At 47.6% G+C, this 22,068-nt stretch carries 21 protein-coding genes, 1 pseudogene and 1 riboswitch; of the genes and pseudogenes, 19 read left to right on the forward strand and 3 right to left on the reverse strand.

The annotated features are described in order from the left end of the window. Positions 1 to 75 precede the first annotated feature (75 nt). From BN1360_RS15970 to BN1360_RS15980, 3 genes are all read left to right on the forward strand, one after another. Positions 76 to 1,245 carry an FtsW/RodA/SpoVE family cell cycle protein gene (locus BN1360_RS15970; protein ID WP_068780959.1) on the forward strand — a complete coding sequence of 390 codons (1,170 nt, stop codon included), beginning with the start codon at positions 76 to 78 and terminating at the stop codon, positions 1,243 to 1,245. A gap of 129 nt (positions 1,246 to 1,374) precedes the next feature. Then, on the forward strand, positions 1,375 to 2,229 hold the full coding sequence (locus BN1360_RS15975) for a sensor histidine kinase (RefSeq protein WP_068780844.1): 855 nt from the start codon (positions 1,375 to 1,377) through the stop codon (positions 2,227 to 2,229). Further along, a complete protein-coding gene (locus BN1360_RS15980; protein WP_068780845.1) occupies positions 2,204 to 2,839 on the forward strand; it encodes a response regulator in 636 nt (211 codons plus the stop codon). Before BN1360_RS15975 ends, BN1360_RS15980 begins: the two co-directional genes overlap by 26 nt. Positions 2,840 to 2,887: 48 nt before the next feature. Here the strand turns inward: BN1360_RS15980 and BN1360_RS15985 are convergent, their stop codons facing one another. Both BN1360_RS15985 and BN1360_RS15990 read right to left on the reverse strand, forming a co-directional pair. Then, positions 2,888 to 3,649 (reverse strand): enhanced serine sensitivity protein SseB C-terminal domain-containing protein, encoded by a 762-nt coding sequence (locus BN1360_RS15985; protein WP_068780846.1) that lies wholly within the window; start codon positions 3,647 to 3,649, stop codon positions 2,888 to 2,890. Further along, a complete protein-coding gene (locus BN1360_RS15990) occupies positions 3,639 to 3,890 on the reverse strand; it encodes a hypothetical protein (protein ID WP_068780847.1) in 252 nt (83 codons plus the stop codon). The genes BN1360_RS15985 and BN1360_RS15990 overlap by 11 nt, the downstream gene beginning before the upstream one ends. Positions 3,891 to 4,250: 360 nt before the next feature. On the opposite strand from BN1360_RS15990, the gene BN1360_RS15995 reads away from it, so the two are divergent. The 3 genes from BN1360_RS15995 (at position 4,251) to BN1360_RS16005 (ending at position 8,146) form a co-directional block, all read left to right on the forward strand. Beyond that, on the forward strand, positions 4,251 to 4,613 hold the full coding sequence (locus tag BN1360_RS15995) for a replication termination protein (protein WP_068780848.1): 363 nt from the start codon (positions 4,251 to 4,253) through the stop codon (positions 4,611 to 4,613). 112 nt (positions 4,614 to 4,725) lie between these two features. Further along, positions 4,726 to 4,913: riboswitch (cobalamin riboswitch) on the forward strand. Between the two features lie 161 nt (positions 4,914 to 5,074). Next, a complete protein-coding gene (metE, locus tag BN1360_RS16000; RefSeq protein WP_068780849.1) occupies positions 5,075 to 7,366 on the forward strand; it encodes a 5-methyltetrahydropteroyltriglutamate--homocysteine S-methyltransferase in 2,292 nt (763 codons plus the stop codon). A gap of 153 nt (positions 7,367 to 7,519) precedes the next feature. Then, positions 7,520 to 8,146: an FMN-dependent NADH-azoreductase gene (locus BN1360_RS16005; protein WP_068780850.1), complete on the forward strand. Its 627-nt coding sequence runs from the start codon at positions 7,520 to 7,522 to the stop codon at positions 8,144 to 8,146. A gap of 160 nt (positions 8,147 to 8,306) precedes the next feature. Here BN1360_RS16005 and BN1360_RS16010 read toward each other — a convergent pair whose 3' ends face one another. Next, positions 8,307 to 8,447 carry an aspartyl-phosphate phosphatase Spo0E family protein gene (locus tag BN1360_RS16010; protein WP_068780851.1) on the reverse strand — a complete coding sequence of 47 codons (141 nt, stop codon included), beginning with the start codon at positions 8,445 to 8,447 and terminating at the stop codon, positions 8,307 to 8,309. 259 nt (positions 8,448 to 8,706) lie between these two features. On the opposite strand from BN1360_RS16010, the gene BN1360_RS16015 reads away from it, so the two are divergent. The 13 genes and pseudogenes from BN1360_RS16015 to BN1360_RS16075 all read left to right on the forward strand — a co-directional run bounded on the left by BN1360_RS16015 (position 8,707) and on the right by BN1360_RS16075 (position 21,979). Beyond that, positions 8,707 to 9,204: a metal-dependent hydrolase gene (locus tag BN1360_RS16015; RefSeq protein WP_068780852.1), complete on the forward strand. Its 498-nt coding sequence runs from the start codon at positions 8,707 to 8,709 to the stop codon at positions 9,202 to 9,204. A gap of 258 nt (positions 9,205 to 9,462) precedes the next feature. Further along, positions 9,463 to 10,176, forward strand: coding sequence for an MgtC/SapB family protein (locus tag BN1360_RS16020; protein ID WP_068780853.1), 714 nt, complete (start codon positions 9,463 to 9,465; stop codon positions 10,174 to 10,176). Between the two features lie 1,524 nt (positions 10,177 to 11,700). Then, positions 11,701 to 13,485, forward strand: coding sequence for an ABC transporter ATP-binding protein (locus BN1360_RS16025; RefSeq protein WP_068780854.1), 1,785 nt, complete (start codon positions 11,701 to 11,703; stop codon positions 13,483 to 13,485). A 25-nt stretch (positions 13,486 to 13,510) separates the two neighbouring features. Further along, on the forward strand, positions 13,511 to 14,197 hold the full coding sequence (locus BN1360_RS16030) for a response regulator transcription factor (protein WP_068780855.1): 687 nt from the start codon (positions 13,511 to 13,513) through the stop codon (positions 14,195 to 14,197). Next, positions 14,194 to 15,258: a sensor histidine kinase gene (locus BN1360_RS16035; RefSeq protein WP_068780856.1), complete on the forward strand. Its 1,065-nt coding sequence runs from the start codon at positions 14,194 to 14,196 to the stop codon at positions 15,256 to 15,258. Before BN1360_RS16030 ends, BN1360_RS16035 begins: the two co-directional genes overlap by 4 nt. Before the next feature lie 106 nt (positions 15,259 to 15,364). Further along, positions 15,365 to 16,060 (forward strand): response regulator transcription factor, encoded by a 696-nt coding sequence (locus BN1360_RS16040; protein WP_068780857.1) that lies wholly within the window; start codon positions 15,365 to 15,367, stop codon positions 16,058 to 16,060. Then, positions 16,050 to 17,144: a sensor histidine kinase gene (locus BN1360_RS16045; RefSeq protein ID WP_068780858.1), complete on the forward strand. Its 1,095-nt coding sequence runs from the start codon at positions 16,050 to 16,052 to the stop codon at positions 17,142 to 17,144. Before BN1360_RS16040 ends, BN1360_RS16045 begins: the two co-directional genes overlap by 11 nt. A gap of 318 nt (positions 17,145 to 17,462) precedes the next feature. Continuing rightward, the gene (locus tag BN1360_RS16050; RefSeq protein WP_229521020.1) at positions 17,463 to 17,957 is read left to right on the forward strand and encodes an RNA polymerase sigma factor; all 495 of its coding nucleotides are present in this window, start codon (positions 17,463 to 17,465) and stop codon (positions 17,955 to 17,957) included. A gap of 77 nt (positions 17,958 to 18,034) precedes the next feature. Next, complete coding sequence (locus BN1360_RS16055; protein ID WP_068780860.1) at positions 18,035 to 18,877, forward strand: aldo/keto reductase; 843 nt, start codon at positions 18,035 to 18,037, stop codon at positions 18,875 to 18,877. Between the two features lie 146 nt (positions 18,878 to 19,023). Next, entirely contained in the window at positions 19,024 to 19,824 is an 801-nt protein-coding gene (locus tag BN1360_RS16060; protein ID WP_068780861.1) for a DUF817 domain-containing protein, read from the forward strand. Positions 19,825 to 19,847: 23 nt separating this feature from the next. Continuing rightward, positions 19,848 to 20,246 carry a hypothetical protein gene (locus BN1360_RS16065; RefSeq protein WP_068780862.1) on the forward strand — a complete coding sequence of 133 codons (399 nt, stop codon included), beginning with the start codon at positions 19,848 to 19,850 and terminating at the stop codon, positions 20,244 to 20,246. A gap of 62 nt (positions 20,247 to 20,308) precedes the next feature. Continuing rightward, a complete protein-coding gene (locus BN1360_RS16070; protein ID WP_068780863.1) occupies positions 20,309 to 21,193 on the forward strand; it encodes a Rossmann-fold NAD(P)-binding domain-containing protein in 885 nt (294 codons plus the stop codon). A 38-nt stretch (positions 21,194 to 21,231) separates the two neighbouring features. Next, positions 21,232 to 21,979, forward strand: a pseudogene (locus BN1360_RS16075) (SDR family NAD(P)-dependent oxidoreductase). The last annotated feature ends 89 nt before the right edge of the window (positions 21,980 to 22,068 follow it).

The following is a 22,068-nucleotide window of genomic DNA, read 5'->3' on the forward strand; positions in this document are numbered from 1 at the left end:
CAAAGAATTTGCCGAATTGTCAGCTTGGTAAGAGCAGCTTGTCCAAATCCAAAGTGAAGATGTGAAGCCATGTTTATACTAGACAGGTTAAAAAGATTTGACTTCGTCATTCTGTTCATTTTGCTGCTATTTATGGGCATCAGCATCACCGTTCTGTATAGTGCAACCATGAACACGGCATATCAGGGATACCATATGCAAATGCTGAAATATTATATTTTTGGTTTTTTTGTTCTGGCGGTTATCTCCCTGGTCAACTATCGGATTCTGCTCAAATTGGCGCCTTATATTTACTTACTTGGACTTGGTCTGCTGGTACTCGTCAATTTTATCGGGAACACCTATCATAACGCCACAGGATGGATGACGATCCCGGTGGTTGGGATGAGCTTCCAGCCTGCTGAATTTTTCAAGCTGCCTCTAGTGCTGTTCCTAAGTTATTTCCTATTTCGCAAGCAGAAGCCTAAGCTGGGATTCTGGCGAGATGTCCTGCCGATGTGTCTCATTACCTTCATTCCCTTTGCCGTAGTTATGGTACAGAATGATCTCGGGAACGCATTAAGTTATCTTGTCATACTTGGTGGTATGCTGTGGATTGGAAATATTAAATACACCCATGCCTTTCTAGCTGCAGTCCTATTAGTTGGAGCGGTCATCGGGGGAATCGGGGCGTATAAGGAACATCATGATGAGATTCAGCAATTTCTCGTCGATATCGGCCGCCAGCACTGGATCAATCGGATTGACCCTTGGCTGATGCCAGAGGTGGCTACGGATGACGCGGCTTATCATACGAGAAATGCCAAGATGGCGATCGCTGCCGGCGGTATGAGCGGTGAGGGTTACATGCAGGGGGAGAACGTGCAGTCCGAGCGGGTCCCTTTTACTTATTCAGATTCGATATTCGTCGTAATCGCTGAAGAATTCGGCTTTGTCGGCAGCTCAGTCGTGCTGCTGTTGTATTTTGTGCTCATCCATCGCTTGATATTGATATCACTGGAATGCAAGGAACGGGCCGGGCCCTATCTGATCGTAGGGATTGTGTCCATGCTCCTCTATCAAATCTTTGAGAATATCGGGATGTTTATCGGGCTGATGCCACTGACCGGAATTACGCTGCCATTTATCAGTTATGGCGGAACCTCGCTAGTCATTAATATGATTTGCATGGGGATGGCGATCAGTATTCGGATGTATGAAGAAGAGGAGAAGAAGGAGCATCATCATTCTGCGGCGAGTTTATAATTACTAAATTCCATACCGCCCAAACCCGGGCGGTTTTATTTTGCCTGGATTTATGCTCAACATAGCATAATAGCTTATAATATGTTGGCAGGCGGACGAGCCCTATAAATGAAGTCTCGGAGGTGCAGCATGTCGTATCGACAGCTAAAATGGATGATCTTGATTGTCCCGACGCTACTGATCGGGATTTGGGAATATGTCCGACATCAATTTCTGATGCCGTATTTATCGATGGATACAGGCAATTACTTGACCCCTGTGCTGCTGTTTATGATTAGCGTGACTTTGCAGTATAAATGGTTCCGCAAGCTGGAGAGCATGCAGGAGGAACTCCAGAAGGAGCGGGCCCATAAGGCGAGCTGGGAAGAGCGGGAGCAGTTGGCCAGAGAGCTGCATGATGGCATCGCGCAATCTTTGTTCCTGCTGTCTGTCAAAGTGGATCGGGCGGAGAAAAGACAGAATTCCAGCGGCGAGGCAGCGGATTTAAACGAGCTCCGAACGACAATCCAAGACGTTAACCGCTATGTCAGGCAGGCGATATCCGACTTGAAGCTGCCGCCAGATATTGACGCGGAAGGGAATCAGCTCTTATTTCCGGAGCGAATTCAGCAGATTGCTGATGAGTATCAACTGGGGCTGCATCTGGATTGGACACTGACCGAGGAGCGATGGTCAGCCAAGGAGAAGCTGGAGCTGCTTGCTTGTATCCGGGAGGCGATCGTGAACGCCAGCAAGCATGCCGCTGTGCAGGAGATCTTTGTGCAGGGAAGAGAACTGGAAGCAGCTTTTCAAGTGAGCATTATCGACCGGGGGAATGGCTTTACAGTAGGAGAACTATCGCCGGAGCGGTATGGACTGCGGATCATTAAGCAGCGAGCCGAGCAGATGTGTTGGAACTTGACCGTAGAGTCGATGTCGGGAGAAACCTGTATTATGATCCAAGGAGGATATAGAAACCATGAGAACACGCGTATTGATCGTTGATGATCATCCTCACGCCCGCGAGGCGATTAGTGACATCCTTTCGGAGGATGAGAGCTTTGAAATCATCGGATTTGCGGAGAGCGGGGAGGAGGCAGTCTTACAGACGGAAATGTGGATGCCAGATCTTATTCTCCTAGACATTCATCTCCCCGGTCAGGACGGACTTGCAACGACGAGGGAGATCAAGCTGAAGTTTCCGTATGTGAAAATTGTGCTTGTCACCGTTTCCGATAATGTGGCTTATCTATTTGAGGCATTGAAGCAGGGCGCGCAGGGCTATTTGCTGAAAAATCTTGAGCCGGGCATTTGGCTCGAATACCTTCGCGCAGTGGCTAGTGAAGAAGCGCCGATGACAAGTGAGCTGGCTTTACGTATTTTACAGGAGTTTTCGTTGCAGAAGCCGGACCAGACCGGTCACCATCCCCTCACGAATCGTGAACGTGAGATACTCGATTGGGTTGCCCGAGGGATGACGAACCGGGAGATTGCCAAGGCACTCGACATTTCCGATCAGACGGTAAAAAATCATCTGAAGAACATTATGCACAAGCTGCATCTAGAGAATCGGGTACAGTTGACGCGTTACGCGATGGAGCAAGGGTGGATCTAGAGCGGGCCTGTAGCCTCAGCGAAACGGGTATTACACGCATAAGGAATACTAGAACAGCCCAAAAACTCTTTTTTTGTAAAAAGGCTTAACATTGGACTTAAAATAATCTTCCAATCCCGAGGACCCATCCAACTGAATAAATGTAACGGGTGGGTCAGGAACATGTACGGAATTTGCCACCATACCCGCTTTAGCTACAATCTCATCTATGTTGCCATTTGCTTCAAGAGCAATGAGTGTGTGTGGCTTCTCATCCACCTGTGGATTGAAGAAATGCGCATGATACGCGAGCCTTACTTCTTTCATATCCGCAAATAGTTTGCCTAGCGCTTCAAGAAGCTCTTTGGGATTAACGGCCGGTTGTCCGATCATAACCTCAGTCTCTTGCTGAACTTCATATTGCTGGGAAGGGGCAAAAATAGATCCATCTAAAATGGACGCTATTTCTGCTGCCGTAAATTCTTTTCCATAGCTCGAAGTTGGATTTAGAAATACATCAGCACCACGCGTTAATTGAAAGAAATCCACAGCATTCATTGAACAATACTGAACCTCCTGGTCAATGGTCTCCTGTAAACGGCGTAATGAAGTGAAGATCGGTATATATTGCTTCTGGTTGATTTCAATATTTAACAACTGGATCGATGAACCTTCTTGTAGAACTCCTTCGTACGTCTCATGTTCACTACCGTATTGAATGGTGTAAATATTGGAGCCCATCAGTTCCTTGTAAAAATCATTTCGGGCAGAGGGGGTGGTTGCGGCCTTCACTAAAATATCCTCAAGCGTATTCTCCGGTTCAAACGTCATGATTATTATCACTCCAATCGCGATATGAGCTATAGATGAGTTTCCTGTTTTTGATCTCGCTTACCACTTTATCGTAGTTTTCTTTCCACTCGTCATAAGTATCAAATTCTTCCTTGGTAATGGGGTAATACTCGGGAACATCGCAGATCCCTGTAAGGATTTCAAAGGTGTATTGCTCTCCGAAAATGCCCGCGCTTGAATAAGGACCTTCCTTAAGCCTTTTATAGTTCCAGCGGTTCACAATTCCACAGCTCCCTTTCGTTTAAAGACGATGTGTCAACTTTTAACAATTATATTGATTTTACTCTTTTTCCTACAAAAGTTTAAGCTTCCAAACTCCTAGTTTTTTATTTCACAACCGGTTATCTTGCCCCAGAGTGGGGAATCAAGGCGGAATAACAACCTCCTTATAATATAATTTCAGTATATGAAAAATTCATAATAGGAAGATCAAATTCATGCTGCTTAGTTACTTTTACTTTAACTGCTCTCCATACAACGCTCTAGCAACGTTAATTCCACTTAAAAAGGACCATTAGGTCCATTATTGTGAAAAATTCATATGTTCGATATACTGGAAACAAAAGGGAGGTGACCGCCCATGGCTTTTATGATTGCCCAGCGGGCTTACATTAAGTTATACCTGATTACGAAGGTGGAGCAGCGTCGCGGGTATGGGTATCAGATGCTGGAGGAAATGAAGGAGGAATTCCAGCCGTTTGGGTACGTGCCTCCGCTAAGCGAGATTTACCGGGCGTTGCATGAGCTGGTGCAGGAGGGAGTTCTGTATCGGACCAAGCAGCTGAAGGGAAATGATCCGAGCGTGGATTTTCAGGAAATCGTGCTGTACCATTTTACGGAAGAGGGGCGGGATAAGGCCAAGCTTTACAAGAAGCAGGTAAAGACCGACCTCGATCGCTGTATTGGCATGCTGCAAAAGGCGGTTCAGGACAATTATAACTAGTTATAGTTAATTCCGATAAGACTACTGATTGTATCGTGTCGCGAAGCCATGTATGATGATATTTAAGAATAAATCGAGTTCAAAAAAGGCGAATTTTGAGCGCCCTCTCAACTTAATATTTGTGGGAATAGGTGCTTCTGTTGGGAGCTTAAAAGGGAAGTCCGGTGCAAGGCCGGCGCGGTCCCGCCACTGTAACAGAGGAGTCCGTTGCGATTCTTGCCACTGATGAACCCCATCGGGAAGGCAGCAGGAAGACGTTGAATCTGGAGCCAGGAGACCTGCCTATTCTGACAACACTGCATTACCTACGGGAGATAGGGAGGTGTTAAAGATTACTGCCATTGTATATCTATACAGAGGTTTCTCTTTAGCATTGCTTAAAGGGAGCCTCTTTTTATTTAAACTGGACTGGATTTATAAACGTGTATTCCATCAAACATTATTTATGGAGGTTGATTGAATTGGGTAAAATCGTAAGCGGTAATCTTGGGTATCCCAGAATCGGACGAAATCGGGAATGGAAAAAAGCAATTGAGGCTTATTGGGCAGGGCAAATCGCGGAGCCTGAACTGCGGGAACGACTAACCGCGATCCGCCTGGACAATTTGCGTACGCAGCAAAGCAAAGGAATCGATGTTATTCCGGTCGGTGAGTTTACTTATTATGATCATGTGCTGGATACGGCGGTAATGTTCGGATTAATTCCGGCACGATTCGAATATGCCGACGGGGCGGTACCGCTAGACACTTATTATGCTATCGCCAGAGGAAATAAACAGGCAGCGGCCAGCGAGATGACCAAGTGGTTTAATACAAATTACCACTATATTGTACCTGAGCTGGGTGACAGAGAGCCGAAGCTGACTGTAAATTATCCGCTGGAGGCGTACCGGGAAGCGAAGCAAGCCCTGCAAATGGAAGGCAGACCCGTATTGCTTGGTTTGTATACGTTCCTGAAATTGTCCAAAGGATATGCGGAGGGTGAGTTCAGTGCTTGGGTCGACAAGCTGCTGCCGCTCTATATTCAGGTGCTGCGCGAGCTTGTGGCAGAAGGCGCAGCCTGGGTACAAATCGATGAACCAGCTCTCGTAACGGAGCTAACCGCTGAGGATATCCAGCAGCTTCATTTGATTTACAAGACGATCGCTCAGGAAGTACCGGGAATCTCCATCATGCTGCAAACCTACTTCGCTGCAGTATCCGGATATCAGCAAGTGATTGCTCTGCCGGTACAGGGGATTGGCTTGGATTTTGTTCACGGTCTGGAAGGCAATCTTGCCGCGCTGCGTGAATTTGGCTATCCGGCAGGCAAGGTGCTTGGAGCCGGGGTTATCGATGGACGCAACATTTGGCGCGGTGATCTGAAAGCGGCGAGGCAGCTGCTGGATGAGATTGTAGAGCTGGCTCCACAGGCAGAAAAGGTGATCGTACAGCCCGCGAGCAGCCTGCTGCATGTACCGGTCAGTCTGCAGGGGGAGACGGAGCTGGAACCGCTGTTGAAGGATGCACTGGCCTTTGCGGAAGAGAAGCTGGATGAAGTCGCCAGTCTCAAGGAATCGTTCAGCAGCTTGTCCATCCCTGCCTTATTCGCGGAGAATGAGCAGTCCATTCAGGCATTGTCTGCTGCCCCGGTCCGTAATCGTCATCATGTTCGCAGTAGTGTGGAGCAGGCGTTGCAGCAGCCCGCGGTGCGGAAGAACGAATTCACCACACGCAGAGTGAAGCAGGAGCAGAAATGGCAGCTGCCGTTGCTTCCTACGACGACCATCGGCAGCTTCCCGCAGACCAAGGAAGTGCGCTCGGCACGGCAGAAATGGCGCAAAGGCGAATGGACTACGGAGCAATACGATCAATATATTCAATCTGAAATTGATAAATGGATCCAAATTCAGGAAGATATCGGTTTGGATGTACTCGTGCACGGAGAGTTCGAACGGACGGACATGGTTGAATTTTTCGGCGAGAAGCTGCCTGGATTTGCTTTTACGCGTGGGGGATGGGTTCAGTCCTATGGGACGCGCTGCGTGAAGCCGCCGATTATTTACGGGGATGTGGAATTCGGTCAGCCGATGACTGTAAAAGAGACACAATATGCGCAATCGTTGACACCGAAGCCGGTTAAAGGTATGTTGACCGGACCGATCACTATATTGAACTGGTCCTTTGTACGGACGGATATCCCGCGGAAGCATGTTGCGTATCAAATCGCCCTTGCCTTGCGTAAGGAAGTAGAAGCTCTGGAAAGAGCCGGGATCGAGATGATTCAGGTGGATGAGCCAGCCCTGCGGGAAGGGTTGCCTCTAAAACGGGAGGACTGGCAGGAATATCTGGATTGGTCGGTCAATGCTTTCCGGATTTCTACAAGCTCGGTGCAGGATACGACGCAAATTCATACGCATATGTGCTACTGTGAATTCCAGGACATCATCGATTCGATCCAGGCTCTGGATGCCGATGTAATCTCGATCGAGACATCACGCAGCCATGGAGAACTGATCAGCAGCTTCGAGGAGCATACTTATCCGCTTGGCATCGGCCTTGGCGTCTATGATATTCATAGTCCAAGGGTTCCTTCCAAGGAAGAGATGTTGTCCTTGATCGAACGGGCACTCGAGGTATTAGATCCACAATTATTTTGGATTAATCCCGATTGCGGACTGAAGACAAGGGGACAGGAGGAAACTGTCGCAGCTTTGTCACATATGGTGTCAGCGGCAGAAACCTATAGAGAGAAAGTAATTTCACGTTCTTAAATGGAAAATAATGAAGGTGTGACAAAAGCTACAGAAAATTTTCTAGAAACTGCAATTGACAAATCACCTTGGGTAATTTACTATGTTAACGATATCTCTAGAGAAAAAGTTAGTAGATAGGAAACTAGTAAATTCACCAGGAGGAACCATAAAATGGCTAAAGTATTATTTGTTAAAGCTAACAACCGTCCGGTTGAGCAATCCGCAACAGTAAAATTGTATGAAAGCTTCTTGCAATCCTATAAGGAAAATCATCCTGGGGATGAAATTTCCGAAGTGAACGTATTTGAAGCGAACCTTCCGTATTATGACAACGACATCATTAACGGAGGATACAAACTGGCTAACGGATTCGAAGCAACTCCGGAAGAAGTAAAGGCTGTTGAACTTGCGAACTCATACCTTGATCAATTCCTGAACGCAGACAAAGTGGTATTTGCGTTCCCATTGTGGAACTTCACCATTCCTGCACAACTTCTGACTTACCTGTTCTATTTGAATCAAGCAGGCAAGACTTTCAAATATACTCCAGAAGGCGCTGTAGGCCTGGTTGGCGACAAGAAAGTAGCATTGTTGCACGCTCGTGGCGGTGTATACTCCGAAGGACCAATGGCTTCTTTGGAAATGTCCTTGAATTATGTAGCTAATACGCTGGCATTCTGGGGAATTAAGAACACGGAGAATGTGATCGTTGAAGGCCATAATCAATTCCCGGATCGCGCCGATGACATTATTCAGGACGGCATCCAACGTGCCGCTGACCTTGCTGCTCGCTTCTAATTTTATTTAGTTAGCATCTGATTGCTGCAATTCACCGAATATAAAATGGGCTATCCCGACTAATCTATGATTAGCGGGGTAGCTTTTTTTATGAGTTTAATAGAAAGTATAGCGGTGAAGTGATAAAGGAGCCGCATTATAAGCGGCTCCTCTGAATCCATTACTTGTTGTTCTTGTGATACTCGTTGAGTAATTGATCAAGCTTTTGGCTCAGAATTACGATTTTCCGGTCGGTCAGCTTGCGTGTAGAAAGTTTATTTAATTCCAACCGAAGTTCTTCAATCCTGCGGATTAACTCCAACGTCGAACAACCCCTGAAATTAGAATATCTATGTTATACGTCCGCTGTGCACTGGCGACCGTCGTGCGGAATCCCTACTTTCGCCTGCTCCGCCCCAGGCGTAAAGTGGTAAGTAATCATTTCTCTATCCGAATGGGCAGCTCCTCCTTAACAGATAAAAAATGTAAGTAAAAGTCGTATCACGGCAAAATATGAAACTATTTCGTTCTTTTTTTGCTATAATAGCGAATACAGCTTAGAGATACGGAGGAATTAGAGAATGCTTCAGAAGACACATACTTTAGCAGGGCTAGTCGCGGCCGAATGCGTCATCATCTACTACAATCAGCCGCTTCTATCCTGGGAATCGGGAGCAGCGCTGCTCATTGGATGTCTGGTAGGCCCGCTAGCGGATATTGATAAGAGAGGATCAACGATGGCCAAGATTCTGCTGCCGCTGTCATGGCTGCTGCAAATCTTGCGCGTTAAGCACCGCACTTTGACACATTCCCTGCTGTTCCTGGTGTTGTTAGGCTATCTGTTGACTCCATTGCCTGACTTCTATTATTGGACGATCATCGCTGCTTATGCCTCGCATCCGCTCATCGATCTTCTGAATGATCAAGGGGTTGCTCTACTCTGGCCATTGAACCGGAAATTCCGCTTTTTGCCGAAGCCGGTCGCGATCGATACAGGATCTATGCAGGAGATCATTTTCAGAACGACATTAGCTGTACTGGCTATTATTTTACCGTTCGCACAGTGGGACTCATTTTGAGTCTTTTTTTTATTGGTGCTTCATTATAAAATGGAGTTTACTTTATGTATGTTCATGTTTAAGTCAGACTTTCAGCATTGAAGCTTATGTTTTTTGCGATACGCGTTTTTTCAAAACGCTTCTGCTGGATGAAGCCAGAGGTTGGGAAGAAGAGCTGCACGTTTCCGCAAAACGGCTTCGCAAGTATTTGGTTGCAGTGAAGTGAGTAAACCTTAGGGAATAATGAATAATACTCAATATAATTGAAGGAGAAATGTTATGGTTTCGGATTGGGAAACGGTGTTTAAACTTTGCATTGCTTTATTATTTGGTTTGTTCATTGGCATCGACCGGCAGCTGAAGCAGAAGCCGCTTGGGATCAAGACCTGTATGGTCATCTGCATCTCAAGCTGTCTTGTGACTATCGTCTCGATTGAAGCCTTTCAGAAATTTGCCGGGCCGGATCATCCCAATATGGACCCGATGCGCTTGGCGGCTCAGATTGTAAGCGGGATCGGTTTCCTGGGGGCAGGGGCAATACTGCGCCGCAGTAATGAAGGAATCTCCGGACTTACGTCCGCGGCGATGATCTGGGCGGCTTCCGGGATCGGGATTGCGATTGGTACGGGATTTTATATCGAAGCCGGGTTAGCTGTTATTTTACTGATTCTCGCTGTGAATTTCGTCCCATATCTCATTAAGTGGATCGGGCCTTATAAGCTGAATCAACGCGATGTCTCCCTGAAGGTCGTCATGGAGGAGCATGGGAATGTCACGGATCTGATTCGGATTATTGAACGCAAGGATGACAAGAGCGGCAACAGGCATATTCTACAGCATCGCATCCGCCGGCTTAAGATCAAAGACCTGGATGAAGGACGCCACCGGGTAGACATGGTAATTACAGCGTCGGAGAAGGAATATACAACAGAAATTTATAACTTTGTACGAAGTATCGAGCATGTAACCAGTGTCGAGGTCGAGAATTTATAGCAGGTAGCAGTCGAGGTCAAGGAGCTATAGCAGGCAGCGGTCGAGGTCGAGAATTTATAGCAGGCAGCAGTCGAGGTCGAGGAGCTATAGCGGGCAGCGGTCGAGGTCGAGGAGCTATAGCAGGTAGCGGTCGGGTAAAGAACCTATAGCAGGCAGCACCCTTTCTAACAGGTTGACTTTCAGCACCAAGAAGCTTGGATGTAACTGGGGTGGAAGGAGCTGAAAGAGCGAAAGAAGCGTAGTCTGGCTTAGGTGTAACTTTACGTGAAATCTGAGCTAGTTTAGCGGGCTTCCCCGTACGGTGTCCCCTTGTACAACATAATGTCCATTGCAGGAACGTTATTGTCGTTACAGGGAGATCATCACGCCATTTCATTATGCGCTAACGGAAATCACAGCCCTTATTTCGGTAAAATAAGGCCATTTGGATTTCTAACGGAACTGGGATGCGTTATTGAATCAATAATGAGGGAAATTACTTGGATTTAGCCCAAATAACGTCCCTCATTTCCGTTAGAATTTGTAACCTGCTGATTTCGGCCATATAACGGATCACATTTCCGTTAGCGTTCCTTTTGTGCGATTGGGGCATTAGGTGGATTAGGTGCGTAGGTGCAATAAGTGTGATAAGTGCAATAAGTGCAATAAGTGTGATAAGCGTGATGAGTGTGATAAGTGCAATAAGTGTGATAAGTGCAGTGCAATAAGTGTGATAAGTGCAGTGCAATAAGTGTGATAAGTGCAGTGCGATAAGTGTGATGCATGTGTAAGGGTGGTAAAGGCACCGAGGGGATAGGGACGATAGAAAAACATGACATCGCAAGCATCCACCCGGCCCGCTTGGTTCAATGCTATGATCGCTCCGTGATCCTATGGCGTGTTTCGTCGACGTGTGAAGTAGCTGATTAGTTTGATTTGTTGTGGACAAGCTTGGAATGCTCAAGTTAGCTTGAATAGTTTGATTTGTAGTGAATCGTTCGAAATGCCTAAGCTAGCTTGATTAGTTTGATTTGTTGTGAATTAGCTTGGACTGCTCGAGTTATCTTGATTTGTTGTGAATTAGCTTGGACTGCTTGATGTAGCCTGATTGCTTATCTGTCGTGGACTAGCTTGGATTACTTGAGTTATCTTGATTTGCCGTGAATTCGCTCGGAATGCTTGATTTAGCTTGAAGTAGCTAATATTAGCGAGAGCAACCTTGGGCCGACCCAAGCTGATTTACCTCAAGAAGAAGGTTTGTTTAAATTCAGTTTAAATTAGTAGGGTATTCTTCTCTATAAGAACCATTTTAAACAACCGTCTTCGTCTAACGAAACTACAGATCGTTATTTGCTTAAAAACAGGAGCAAAAAAAATCTAACGAAACACCATATCGTTATTTGCGAGAAAATGAAGCAATAAGCCCCTTATTCGCTCCAATAACGTTATCCAGTTTCGTTAGAATTTTAGCCGGCCCAAATTGCTGGAAATAACGTTACTCTGTTTCGTTAGAGGTTAAGAGCGGATCATTCAAGGAGAAGAGCCATGAAAACTGCCAAGAAAACAGATATATCCAAACCTGATTTCTCATCATTCTATCGATTAATGAAAGAGACGAAGCCGCCGGTGGCTTTAATCATTGTCTCGATTTTGCTTAGCGTTGTTTCTACGCTGGTCGGCCTGGTCATCCCGATGTTTACCAAAAGCCTGGTCGACGGATTCTCTCTGGAATCGATTAGCCGAATGCAGATCGTCGGTCTGGTCGCCGCCTTTATCGGGCAGACGCTGGCGGCCGGCGTGTCCATCTTTCTGCTGAATTACATCGGCCAGAAAGTAGTTGCCATCGTTCGCGATAAATTGTGGAAGAAGCTGCTTGCTTTGCCGGTATCCTATTTCGATAACAATCGGACCGGTGAATCGGTCAGCCGGATGACGAATGACACGGGGGTCATTAAGACCTTCATTTCCGAGCATGTCGCCAGCTTCTTCAGCGGGATCATCTCCATTATCGGCTCCGTCGCCGTACTGATCTATCTGAACTGGAAGATGACATTGATTATGTTCCTTGTGATTCCGCTGGCGGCGCTTGTGCTTGTGCCGATCGGCCGCAAGATGTATAAGGTCTCGATCAGCATGCAGGATGAGACCGCCTCCTTCACAGCGATGATCAGCCAGGTCCTGTCTGAGATCCGGCTGGTAAAAGCCTCCAATGCGGAAAAGATCGAGTATGAGAACGGAAACAAAGGCATTCAGAATCTGCTGAAATTCGGGATCAAGGAAGGGCTGATCATGGCCTGGATCAGTCCGTTGATGAGCTTCGTCTTAATGATGCTGCTCGTAATAGTCATCGGTTATGGCGGTATGCAGGTGTCTTCAGGCGTACTGACCGCCGGGGAACTTGTAGCCTTTATTCTGTATTTGATTCAGATCGTCATTCCTGTGACGCAGCTTAGCACCTTCTTCACCCAACTGCAAAAAGCCAACGGTGCGACCGAGCGGATGATGCAGACACTGAACGAGCAGGAGGAGGACTTCCATGCGGGTCTTGAAGTGGCGAATGCGCAGCTTCCCGTTAAAATTGAAAATCTGTCCTTCGGTTATAAACCGGATGAACCTATCCTTCAAGGGGTAAGCTTCCAAATGGAGCCGGGTACGGTCACGGCGGTAGTTGGCCCAAGCGGCGGAGGGAAGACCACGCTATTCCAGGTGCTAGAGCGCTATTATCTGCCGCAGCAGGGACGGATCATGCTTGGCAGCGAGCCGATCGATTCCTTCTCACTCCGTTCCTGGCGGGGGATTATCGGCTATGTGTCCCAGGAGAGCCCGATGATTGCCGGGACGATTCGCGATAACCTGTGTTACGGAATCGAACGCGAAGTCAGCCTGGAGGAGCTGGAGCAAGCCGCGAAAATGGCTTATGCCGACGGGTTTATCTCCGAGCTGCCGGAGGGCTTTGATACGGATGTAGGCGAACGCGGAGTGAAGCTGTCTGGCGGACAGCGGCAGAGAATTGCCATCGCCCGTGCATTGCTCCGTGATCCGAAGATTTTGATGCTGGATGAAGCCACATCCAGTCTGGATAGCCGCTCGGAAATCGTAGTGCAGCAAGCGCTCGACAATCTGATGGCAGGAAGGACAACGATTGTTATCGCTCACCGGTTATCCACGGTTGTTGGGGCGGATCAGATTATTTTTATTGAGAAGGGAAAAGTCACCGGACGGGGTACCCACGAACAGCTGCTGCAGCATCATGAGATGTATCGGGAGTTCGCGACGCAGCAGCTGCAGATTGCCGAAGCTTCACCGGAGCTCACCCTTCAGCAACTATAAACAGATCGTAGGTGAATAGTCGATTATGGCAAAAATACTTGTTGTTGATGATGATCATCATATCCGCGAGCTGGTCAAGGTTCTGGTTGAAGAGGCGGGGATCGGCGAGGTGCTGGAAGCGGCCGACGGGATTGAAGCGCTTGAAATGATGGAGGCGCAGCGGGCGGATATGGTTATACTGGATATCATGATGCCGAATATGGATGGCTGGGAGCTCTGCCGAGAGCTGCGACAAATGTATGAGATGCCGATTCTTATGCTGACCGCGAAGGGGGATACAAGACAGATCGTCAAGGGCTTTGATCTTGGCACGGACGATTATCTCGTGAAGCCGTTTGAGCCTGCCGAGCTTATCGTGCGGGTAAGGGCGCTGCTCAAGCGGTATCAAGTGATCGCTTCACAGAGCGTGGCGATCGGTACACTCCAGGTGGATCGTAAAACCTTCCAGGTCACGGCAGAGGATGAGAGCCTCACGCTGCCGCCCAAGGAATTTGAGCTGTTGTTCCTGCTCGGCAGCTATCCGGGCAAGACTATTTCCAGAGAGCAATTGATCGAGGATATCTGGGGTTTTGACTTCGAGGGAAACGAAAGGACGGTGGATGTCCATGTGAATCGGCTGCGTGAGCGGTTCCCGGAACAGCGGTTCCGCTTTCGCATAGTCACGATTCGCGGGCTGGGCTACCGTCTGGAGGTGTGCCAGGAAGAACGATGAAAATCCTGAAGAAAATATGGAATATCGTGCTGCATCTCGTTCAATATGCCGCTGTGCTTTTATTGCTTGTGGCCAGCTGGTTTGGTGCTTATTATATTATGGGCTGGATCTATCAATATACGGGAGTGCCTTCCTCTTCTTATATCCTGCAGGCTATCAACATCATCGTAGCATTTCATCTGTTCTTTGGTACCATGATGCTTATGGGGGGACTCTTCTTCCGTAAGAAGGAGCTAGCCAAGATGAAGAACATTCTGGACGCGATTCGCCGGATCTCCAAAGGCGATTTCTCCGTGAAGCTCGATGAACAGGCGGAGTACAGGGAATTCAAACAAATCGTGGAGAGTGTCAATGAACTGGCCGGGGAATTAGGTCGGATGGAGATGATGCGCCAGGACTTTATCTCGAATGTGTCGCATGAGATTCAATCTCCGCTTACCTCGATTCGCGGTTTTACTGAAGCGTTAAGAAATCCGCAGTTGAATGAAGGACAGCGCGGGCATTATCTGGACATCATTGAAGGAGAGAGCCGCAGGCTCTCGCAGATGAGCGATAATATGCTCAAGCTGTCCTCGCTTGAATCGGACCGTTCCTCCTTCGAGCATAGCCGATTCAGGCTGGATCGCATGTTGCAATCAATTGTGCTCGCTATCGAGCCGCAATGGCTGGCCAAGCAGATTGAGATCGAGCTGGACCTTAAGGAAGTTTATATTGAGGGCGTAGAGGAATTGCTGAGTCAGGTGTGGGTCAATCTCCTGAATAATAGTATTAAGTTTACACCGGTGAAAGGGAAGATATGGGTCGATCTTACTGCGGATGAAGAGGGGGCCAAGGTCGTCATTTCCGATTCCGGCGTAGGTATTTCCAAGGAAGATCTCCCTTACATCTTCGATCGCTTCTATAAAGCGGATAAATCAAGGAACCGCAATGCGGGCGGCAGCGGACTCGGTTTATCTATCGTCAGGAAGATTGTTGATATTCATCGCGGGCAGATATCTGTGGAATCGCAGCCGGAACAGGGAACACAATTTACAGTTTTTATTCCAATTCAGTGGCAATAATGAAAAGCTTGTAATCCTTTTTTAACCGTTTATTTGGAATCGATCTTAATTGTCATGGTATGATAGAATCATATGTGTGACTTTAGTCGATAAAAGGATGAACCAAATGAGTAAACAAATACTAATAGTAGATGATGATGAGAAAATAGCCAAACTGATAGAGATCTATTTATTAAATGAAGGATATCGTGTGATCAAGGCGGATAACGGCTTGGTAGCACTGGACATCATTGGACAGCAGGAGATTGATCTGATCGTACTCGACGTAATGATGCCGGGTCTCGATGGAATCTCGGTATGTCTGAAAATCCGCGAGACTTTGACAACGCCAATATTAATGCTAAGCGCCAAAGATGGCGATATGGATAAAATTACTGGGCTTATGACCGGTGCCGACGATTATATGGTGAAGCCCTTTAACCCGCTGGAGCTGGTGGCCAGGGTCAAATCGCTATTGCGCAGATCTTCCTATTCAGCGCAGCCGACATCGTCCGGCATAGGTCACATTATCAAAATCGGTTCTCTGCAGGTAGATAAAGAGACGCACACGGCCAGCGTTGATGGCAAGGCAGTCAAGCTGACTCCGATCGAGTTCAGCATTTTGTATCTTCTCGCCAGCCATCCGGGACGGGTGTTCAGCTCGGAGGAGATCTTTGAACTCATCTGGAAGGATAAATATTTCGAGAGCAGCAACTCCGTTACTGTGCATATCAGCCGCTTGCGAGATAAGCTGGAGAAGGAAATGGAATGCGAAGCGCTGATCAAGACCGTATGGGGGGTAGGCTACAAAATTGAAGGCTAGTCTCCGTTTTTTGTCCTGGTTGTTATGGACGGTAGTCACCTCGCTAGTTGCTTTGCTTCTGCTCTTTCAATTAGCCAAGCTGACATTCTTCCTATTTCCCCATCTTACCCTGCAATCAGCATTGATCTGGATCAACCGGAATATTGGCTTCCCGGAAGTGTATTATTTGTCCGGTGTGCCGATTCTGATGCTGTTCGCCCTGTATTTCTACAGGCGTAGTGTGCGGAGGCATGAGGAGAAATATTTGAAGCTGCTTATTGAGGAAGTACACCAGATTGAAGAGGGCTCAGCATCACGAATTCCGGTCGAGAATGTGGGTCAGCTCGGTCAGCTCGCTACAGATATTAACCGCATGATCGATCGGCTCAGAACCTCGATTGAGGAGGAACGCCGTGCCGAGCAGACCAAAAGCGAGCTGATTACAAATGTATCGCATGACCTTCGCACCCCGCTGACTTCGATTACCGGATATTTGGGGCTTATCGACCAGGATCGTTATCGCGATGAGGTTGAGCTTCGCTATTATGTCAACATGGCATATGAAGAGTCGCTGCGTCTGACACAGCTTCTGCAGGATCTGTTCGAATTCACGCGGCTGCAAAATATGGAGATGAGGCTGGAGAAGCGGAGAATTAATCTGGCCGAGATGTTATATCAGATTACAGCTCATTTCGGCTGGCAGCTGCAGGAGAGCGGGATGGAATGCCGCCTTTATCTCAAGCCTCAGCTATTCATTCTTGCAGACGGGGACAAGCTGCGGAGGGTGTACGAGAATCTGATCACGAATGCCATCCGCTATGGCAGCGGCGGAAAATATATTGATATTCGCGGTGAGCTTACGGCAAATGAGGTAATCACAGAGGTCATCAATTATGGCGAGCCGATCCCGAAAGCCGATCTGCCGCATCTGTTTGATCGTTTCTATCGGGTGGAGAAATCGCGGGCAACGCATACGGGCGGCTCGGGAATTGGACTGGCGATTGCCAAGCATATCGTTGATCAGCATGAAGGTACGATTATGGCGGAAAGTAATGAACACCGCACCGTATTCCGGGTTCGCTTAAGGAAGGATGACTCGGAATAAAGAGAGATCGAAGTATTGATCTGATGTTTGTAACAGCTTAAGGCTGCAGGTAATTAACCATTTGGAGACTATTCCAGATGGTTTTTTTGCGCTTGTCGCGTTTTTTTAAGGATTAAGCAGCGAAATCTTAAGATAAACTTAAGAAAATCTTATCCGTCCTGCAAGCTATGTCATCCATAATGGACAATAGCATTACTGGGCGCCTTGGATAGCGCTCAGATAAAACTCTCAATTACTATTTTCTGTTGCAAGAATAGAAATTGGTAAGATGACTGCGGCAATGTCCGCAGGAAATACAGAGAACCAAGGGAGAAACCTATGATGAATAGCCGAATGATGGATGTAATTTACCGTGAGTATAAAAGCGATGTGTATCAATATTTATATTATTTATGCCGGAATCACCACAATGCCGAGGACCTGATGCAGGAGACATTTTACCGGGCCCTGACGAGGCTTGACGGGATGGAACCCAAGCGAATTAAAGCCTGGCTGCTGCGGGTGGCCCATAACGCTTACATTGACAAGATTCGTAAAGATAGCCGTTCCAATGTGTATGAGAATGAATTCTTCTATAACTTCTCCAATGAAGAGACGCCAGAGACGAAGGTGCTTACTCAGGAGGTTCGCGATGAACTATTCGATCAGCTGTCCCTGCTTCCGCCGAATCAACAGCATGCGGTGTTGTTGTTCGATGTACATGGATTTTCTTATTTGGAATCTGCCGAGCTGATGGGGATTGGATTATCTCATTTTAAAATACTGCTGTACCGCGCCAGACAGAAGCTGCGTAAGAGCAGGCAGACGGCTTAGTAGGCTTGCTTCCATTTTTGGAATGAATCATTCATAATAGATGGGGAGACTAACTTATTGCAAGGAGGAATAGGGATATGGCTTTCCATCTGCAAGATACAGTGACCCTGAATAATGACGTAAAGATGCCAAGATTTGGCCTGGGTGTCTATAAGGTACAAGAAGGGGACGAAGTGATTCACGCGGTCAAGGCTGCGCTTCGTGCGGGATATGGAAGCATCGATACTGCGGCGCTTTATAATAATGAAGAAGGTGTGGGACAAGCTGTTCGCGAGGCGATGGCGGAGAATGGTCTGACCCGCGACCAGCTGTTCATCACCTCCAAGGTATGGAACTCTGAGCAAGGCTACGAGAAGACGCTGCAGGCTTTTGAGACAAGCTTGAACAAGCTCGGTCTTGATTATATCGATCTGTACCTCGTCCATTGGCCAGTAAAAGGCAAGTACAAGGATACTTGGCGTGCTTTGGAAAAGATCTATGAAGAAGGTAAAGTGCGTGCCATCGGTGTAAGCAATTTCCAAATCCATCACCTGGAGGATTTACTGGGAGAGGCGAAGGTCGTACCGGCCGTGAATCAGGTGGAGCTTCATCCTTACCTGAGTCAGAAGGAACTGCTTAGGTATGCGACCAGCAAAGGAATTTATCTCGAAGCATGGGCTCCGCTTGGACAAGGGCGCCTGCTTGACCACGAGATGCTGAAGGCGATCGGAAGCAAATACGGCAAGACACCGGCTCAGGTTATCCTGCGTTGGGATTTGCAGCTCGGGATTATCACGATTCCGAAATCAGTGAACGAACAGCGGATTATTGAGAATGCGGATATATTTGATTTTGAGCTGAGCGCAGAAGATATTGCGCAAATCGATGCATTGAATGAGAATAAGCGCTTTGGTCCGGACCCGGATACTTTCGATTTTTAAGCCATAGAAGTGCATAGTTGATAGAGCGAGGGAGCTGTGTAAGCAGCTCTCTTGTTGTCTTTCTTATTTTTCTGCAAGAAAAATTGTTCTGCCTCTCTCCTGGTGTCTGTGATAAAATCTTTTATATCCGCTGACTGGAGGAAATTATGACTTTTGTACGCAATTTGCTGCAATTCGGGTGGCTGCAGGCCTTATCTTGTATATTCCCGCTGATTATTTTTGGTACGCTGGGATTAACCAAGGTTGTGCATATCCCCGGCTTGCCGAGGTATGATCTGATTCTGATCATCTGCGTGCTGGCGCAGCTCGGGATGATTGTCTTCAAGCTGGAGACGATGGATGAACTGAAGGTCATCTGCCTGTTTCATATCATAGGTCTCTGTCTGGAACTGTACAAGGTACATATGGGTTCATGGGCTTATCCTGAACAGGCATGGACGAAAATTTACGGAGTTCCGCTCTATAGCGGGTTTATGTATGCCAGTGTAGCCAGTTATATTTGTCAGGCCTGGCGCAGACTTCAGCTGGAGATGGTGGACTGGCCCAGAGGGTGGCTTACCGTGCTTATTTGTGCGGCGATTTATCTGAACTTTTTTACGCATCATTTTATTGGCGATTATCGCTGGTGGCTCACCGCGCTGCTCTTCCTTATATTCTTCCGGACGAAAGTGCATTACACGCTTCATTCCCAGACGTTTCGAATGCCATTGATGCTGTCTTTTATCTTGATTGGCTTCTTCATCTGGATCGCGGAAAATATATCAACCTTTCTGGGGGCCTGGAGATACCCGGATCAGGAGCATAAGTGGCAGCTCGTTCATATCGGCAAGATCAGTTCATGGTTCCTGCTGGTTGTGATCAGCATTATTATCGTGGCGCAATTGAAGCATGTCAAAACGGGTCTAACCGGACGTAAAAGGGATGGGAATGAGGAAACTGTCAGTTAAGATAAGAACGGAGGTGGTCAGTGATGAATAAGTCGAAGGGTTATTTTTACTACTTGCTATGGACCATCGGAATGCTGATCGTCGTGTATTATGGCAACCAATTTGTTGGCATGATGGAATCGAAGAAAGGGGAGTTCCTTCGCATCGATTATAGCCTGCTGGGCAATATCATCTATGCGCTCGCGCTCGGGATCTATTTGAGCCTCCTGAATGGTTTGCCGACACGCAGGAAGTTTTACAGGCCATTGTTCTTTTTCGTATTTTTGCCTAGCTTGATTCTTATGATCTATCCGGTACTGGATATTTTCTTCAAGATGCCTTATTATGCTTTGTATTTGGATGTAGCCAGACAGGAGGGCCATTTCTTCTTTGGGATGCTCTGCGGGTTAACTTTGATGAAAAGTCTCTTTGGCAGTCGATAGAAAATCATGAATAGATCATGAGAAAAAGGGATTTTTGAATCACATATAAAGAGAGGTGCGCAATGGGAAATAAAGTATTGATCCTGGGAGGATCGCGATATTTCGGGAAAAGGCTCGTTCAGCTGCTGGCCAGTGAAGGTCAGGAGCCAGTGACGGTTGCTACACGCGGGCTCTTGAAGGTGGATTTCGCAGGCGAGGTTCAGCAAGTTGTTCTGGATCGCACAGACGCAGCTTCCTTGCGGGACGTAGCACAGTCGGGGCCTTGGGATATCGTCTATGACAATATCTGCTACTCTCCGAATGAGGCGCTGGCTGCGGTACAAGCTTTCGAAGGTTATGCCGGTCGGTATATTGTAACTTCTTCAGCCTCGGTGTACGACTACCTTGATCATACGTTAGCAGAGGCGGACTTTGATCCCTATCATTATGAGCTGAAGATGGGCGATCGTGATACATTGGGTTATGCTGAGGGGAAGCGGCTTGTCGAGACGGTCTTTATGCAAAAGGCCAAGTTTCCAGTATGTGCGATGCGCATTCCCATCGTCCTTGGACTGGATGACTATACACGCAGGCTGCATTTCCATATAGAGCATGTACAGCAGGGACGAACGATTGGGGTTCCTAATCCTGAGGCGGCGATCTCATTTATCACTTCCGGTGAAGTCGCATCCTTCATGAAATGGCTAGGCACGGCTTCGATTACAGGACCTGTGAATGGAAGCTCGAATGGGGCGGTAACGATCGGCCAATTAATCAGGATGATTGAACAAGCTACCGGCAAAGAGGCGCATATCGCGCCAGAGACTAGGGAGGAGCATATGTCTCCGTTTGGCATCCCCGTCTCATGGACGATGGATACGGCCAAAGCCCAGGCAGCGGGTTACACTTTCCAATCCGTTCAGGAATGGCTGCCGGAGCTCATCCGCGATATCGTATCCGGACAATGAAAAGGAATGCTATATTCGTGTGAGAGGAGCGGATTCAAGTGTCGTTGCAAGGTCGAGTTGTTATCGTAACCGGAGCGGGGCAGGGAATCGGGCGTGGGGTTGCCAAGGCCTATGCCGAGTGGAGCCTCGGTTGTCGCAGCTGAGATGAATGAGACGGCAGGAAGCAAGGTCATAGAGGAGATCAACTCCAGCGGGGGAACGGGCCTGTTTGTTCCGTGTGATGTCAGGCAGGAGGCGGATATTATCCGCTTGATGGCCGCTGCTCATGAGCGCTTTGGCCGGATCGATGTACTGATCAACAATGCGGGGGTATCCCGATTTAAAGATCTGTTTGACTTAACCGTAGAAGATTGGGACGATGTGCTGAACACCAATGTGCGCAGCTGCTTCCTTGCCTCGCGCGAAGCGGCCAAATATATGAAGGCAGGTGGACGCGGTGGGGCGATCGTCAATATCTCATCGACGCGGTATTTGATGTCGGAACCGAACTCGGAAGCCTATGCCGCTTCCAAGGGAGCCATTGCTTCTCTCAGCCATGCCCTTGCGGTGACCCTTGGGAGCAATCAGATTCGCGTTAACTGCATTAGTCCCGGCTGGATTGAGACCGGGGATTATGGAGCACTGCGGGATATTGATCATCAACAGCATCCGGCCGGCAGGGTTGGAACTCCAGAGGACATTGCCCGGGCATGTCTGTATTTGACAGATCCGAATAATACCTTTGTTACAGGAGCGCATATCGTTGTTGATGGGGGGATGACCCGGAAGATGATATATGAGCCGTAGGCTTATTTTTATATAAGGAGAATGTTATGAGACCGATTTGAGTTAAGCCATGTGCTTCCAACTTAATATTTATATACAACTGAATAGGA

It is taken from the genome of Paenibacillus sp. GM2, assembly GCF_900069005.2.
Taxonomy (GTDB): Bacteria; Bacillota; Bacilli; order Paenibacillales; family Paenibacillaceae; genus Fontibacillus.

Coding starts and splice junctions, on each gene's coding strand:
- BN1360_RS16040 (WP_068780857.1), top strand. CDS start 15,365: ATGAGTAAACAAATACTAATAGTAGATGATGATGAGAAAATAGCCAAA.
- BN1360_RS16020 (WP_068780853.1), top strand. CDS start 9,463: ATGGTTTCGGATTGGGAAACGGTGTTTAAACTTTGCATTGCTTTATTA.
- BN1360_RS16055 (WP_068780860.1), top strand. CDS start 18,035: ATGGCTTTCCATCTGCAAGATACAGTGACCCTGAATAATGACGTAAAG.
- BN1360_RS16050 (WP_229521020.1), top strand. CDS start 17,463: ATGATGAATAGCCGAATGATGGATGTAATTTACCGTGAGTATAAAAGC.
- BN1360_RS16035 (WP_068780856.1), top strand. CDS start 14,194: ATGAAAATCCTGAAGAAAATATGGAATATCGTGCTGCATCTCGTTCAA.
- BN1360_RS16005 (WP_068780850.1), top strand. CDS start 7,520: ATGGCTAAAGTATTATTTGTTAAAGCTAACAACCGTCCGGTTGAGCAA.
- BN1360_RS15995 (WP_068780848.1), top strand. CDS start 4,251: ATGGCTTTTATGATTGCCCAGCGGGCTTACATTAAGTTATACCTGATT.
- BN1360_RS16065 (WP_068780862.1), top strand. CDS start 19,848: ATGAATAAGTCGAAGGGTTATTTTTACTACTTGCTATGGACCATCGGA.
- BN1360_RS16060 (WP_068780861.1), top strand. CDS start 19,024: ATGACTTTTGTACGCAATTTGCTGCAATTCGGGTGGCTGCAGGCCTTA.
- BN1360_RS15980 (WP_068780845.1), top strand. CDS start 2,204: ATGAGAACACGCGTATTGATCGTTGATGATCATCCTCACGCCCGCGAG.
- BN1360_RS16070 (WP_068780863.1), top strand. CDS start 20,309: ATGGGAAATAAAGTATTGATCCTGGGAGGATCGCGATATTTCGGGAAA.
- BN1360_RS16025 (WP_068780854.1), top strand. CDS start 11,701: ATGAAAACTGCCAAGAAAACAGATATATCCAAACCTGATTTCTCATCA.
- BN1360_RS16030 (WP_068780855.1), top strand. CDS start 13,511: ATGGCAAAAATACTTGTTGTTGATGATGATCATCATATCCGCGAGCTG.
- BN1360_RS16015 (WP_068780852.1), top strand. CDS start 8,707: ATGCTTCAGAAGACACATACTTTAGCAGGGCTAGTCGCGGCCGAATGC.
- BN1360_RS15975 (WP_068780844.1), top strand. CDS start 1,375: ATGTCGTATCGACAGCTAAAATGGATGATCTTGATTGTCCCGACGCTA.
- BN1360_RS15985 (WP_068780846.1), bottom strand. CDS start 3,649: ATGACGTTTGAACCGGAGAATACGCTTGAGGATATTTTAGTGAAGGCC.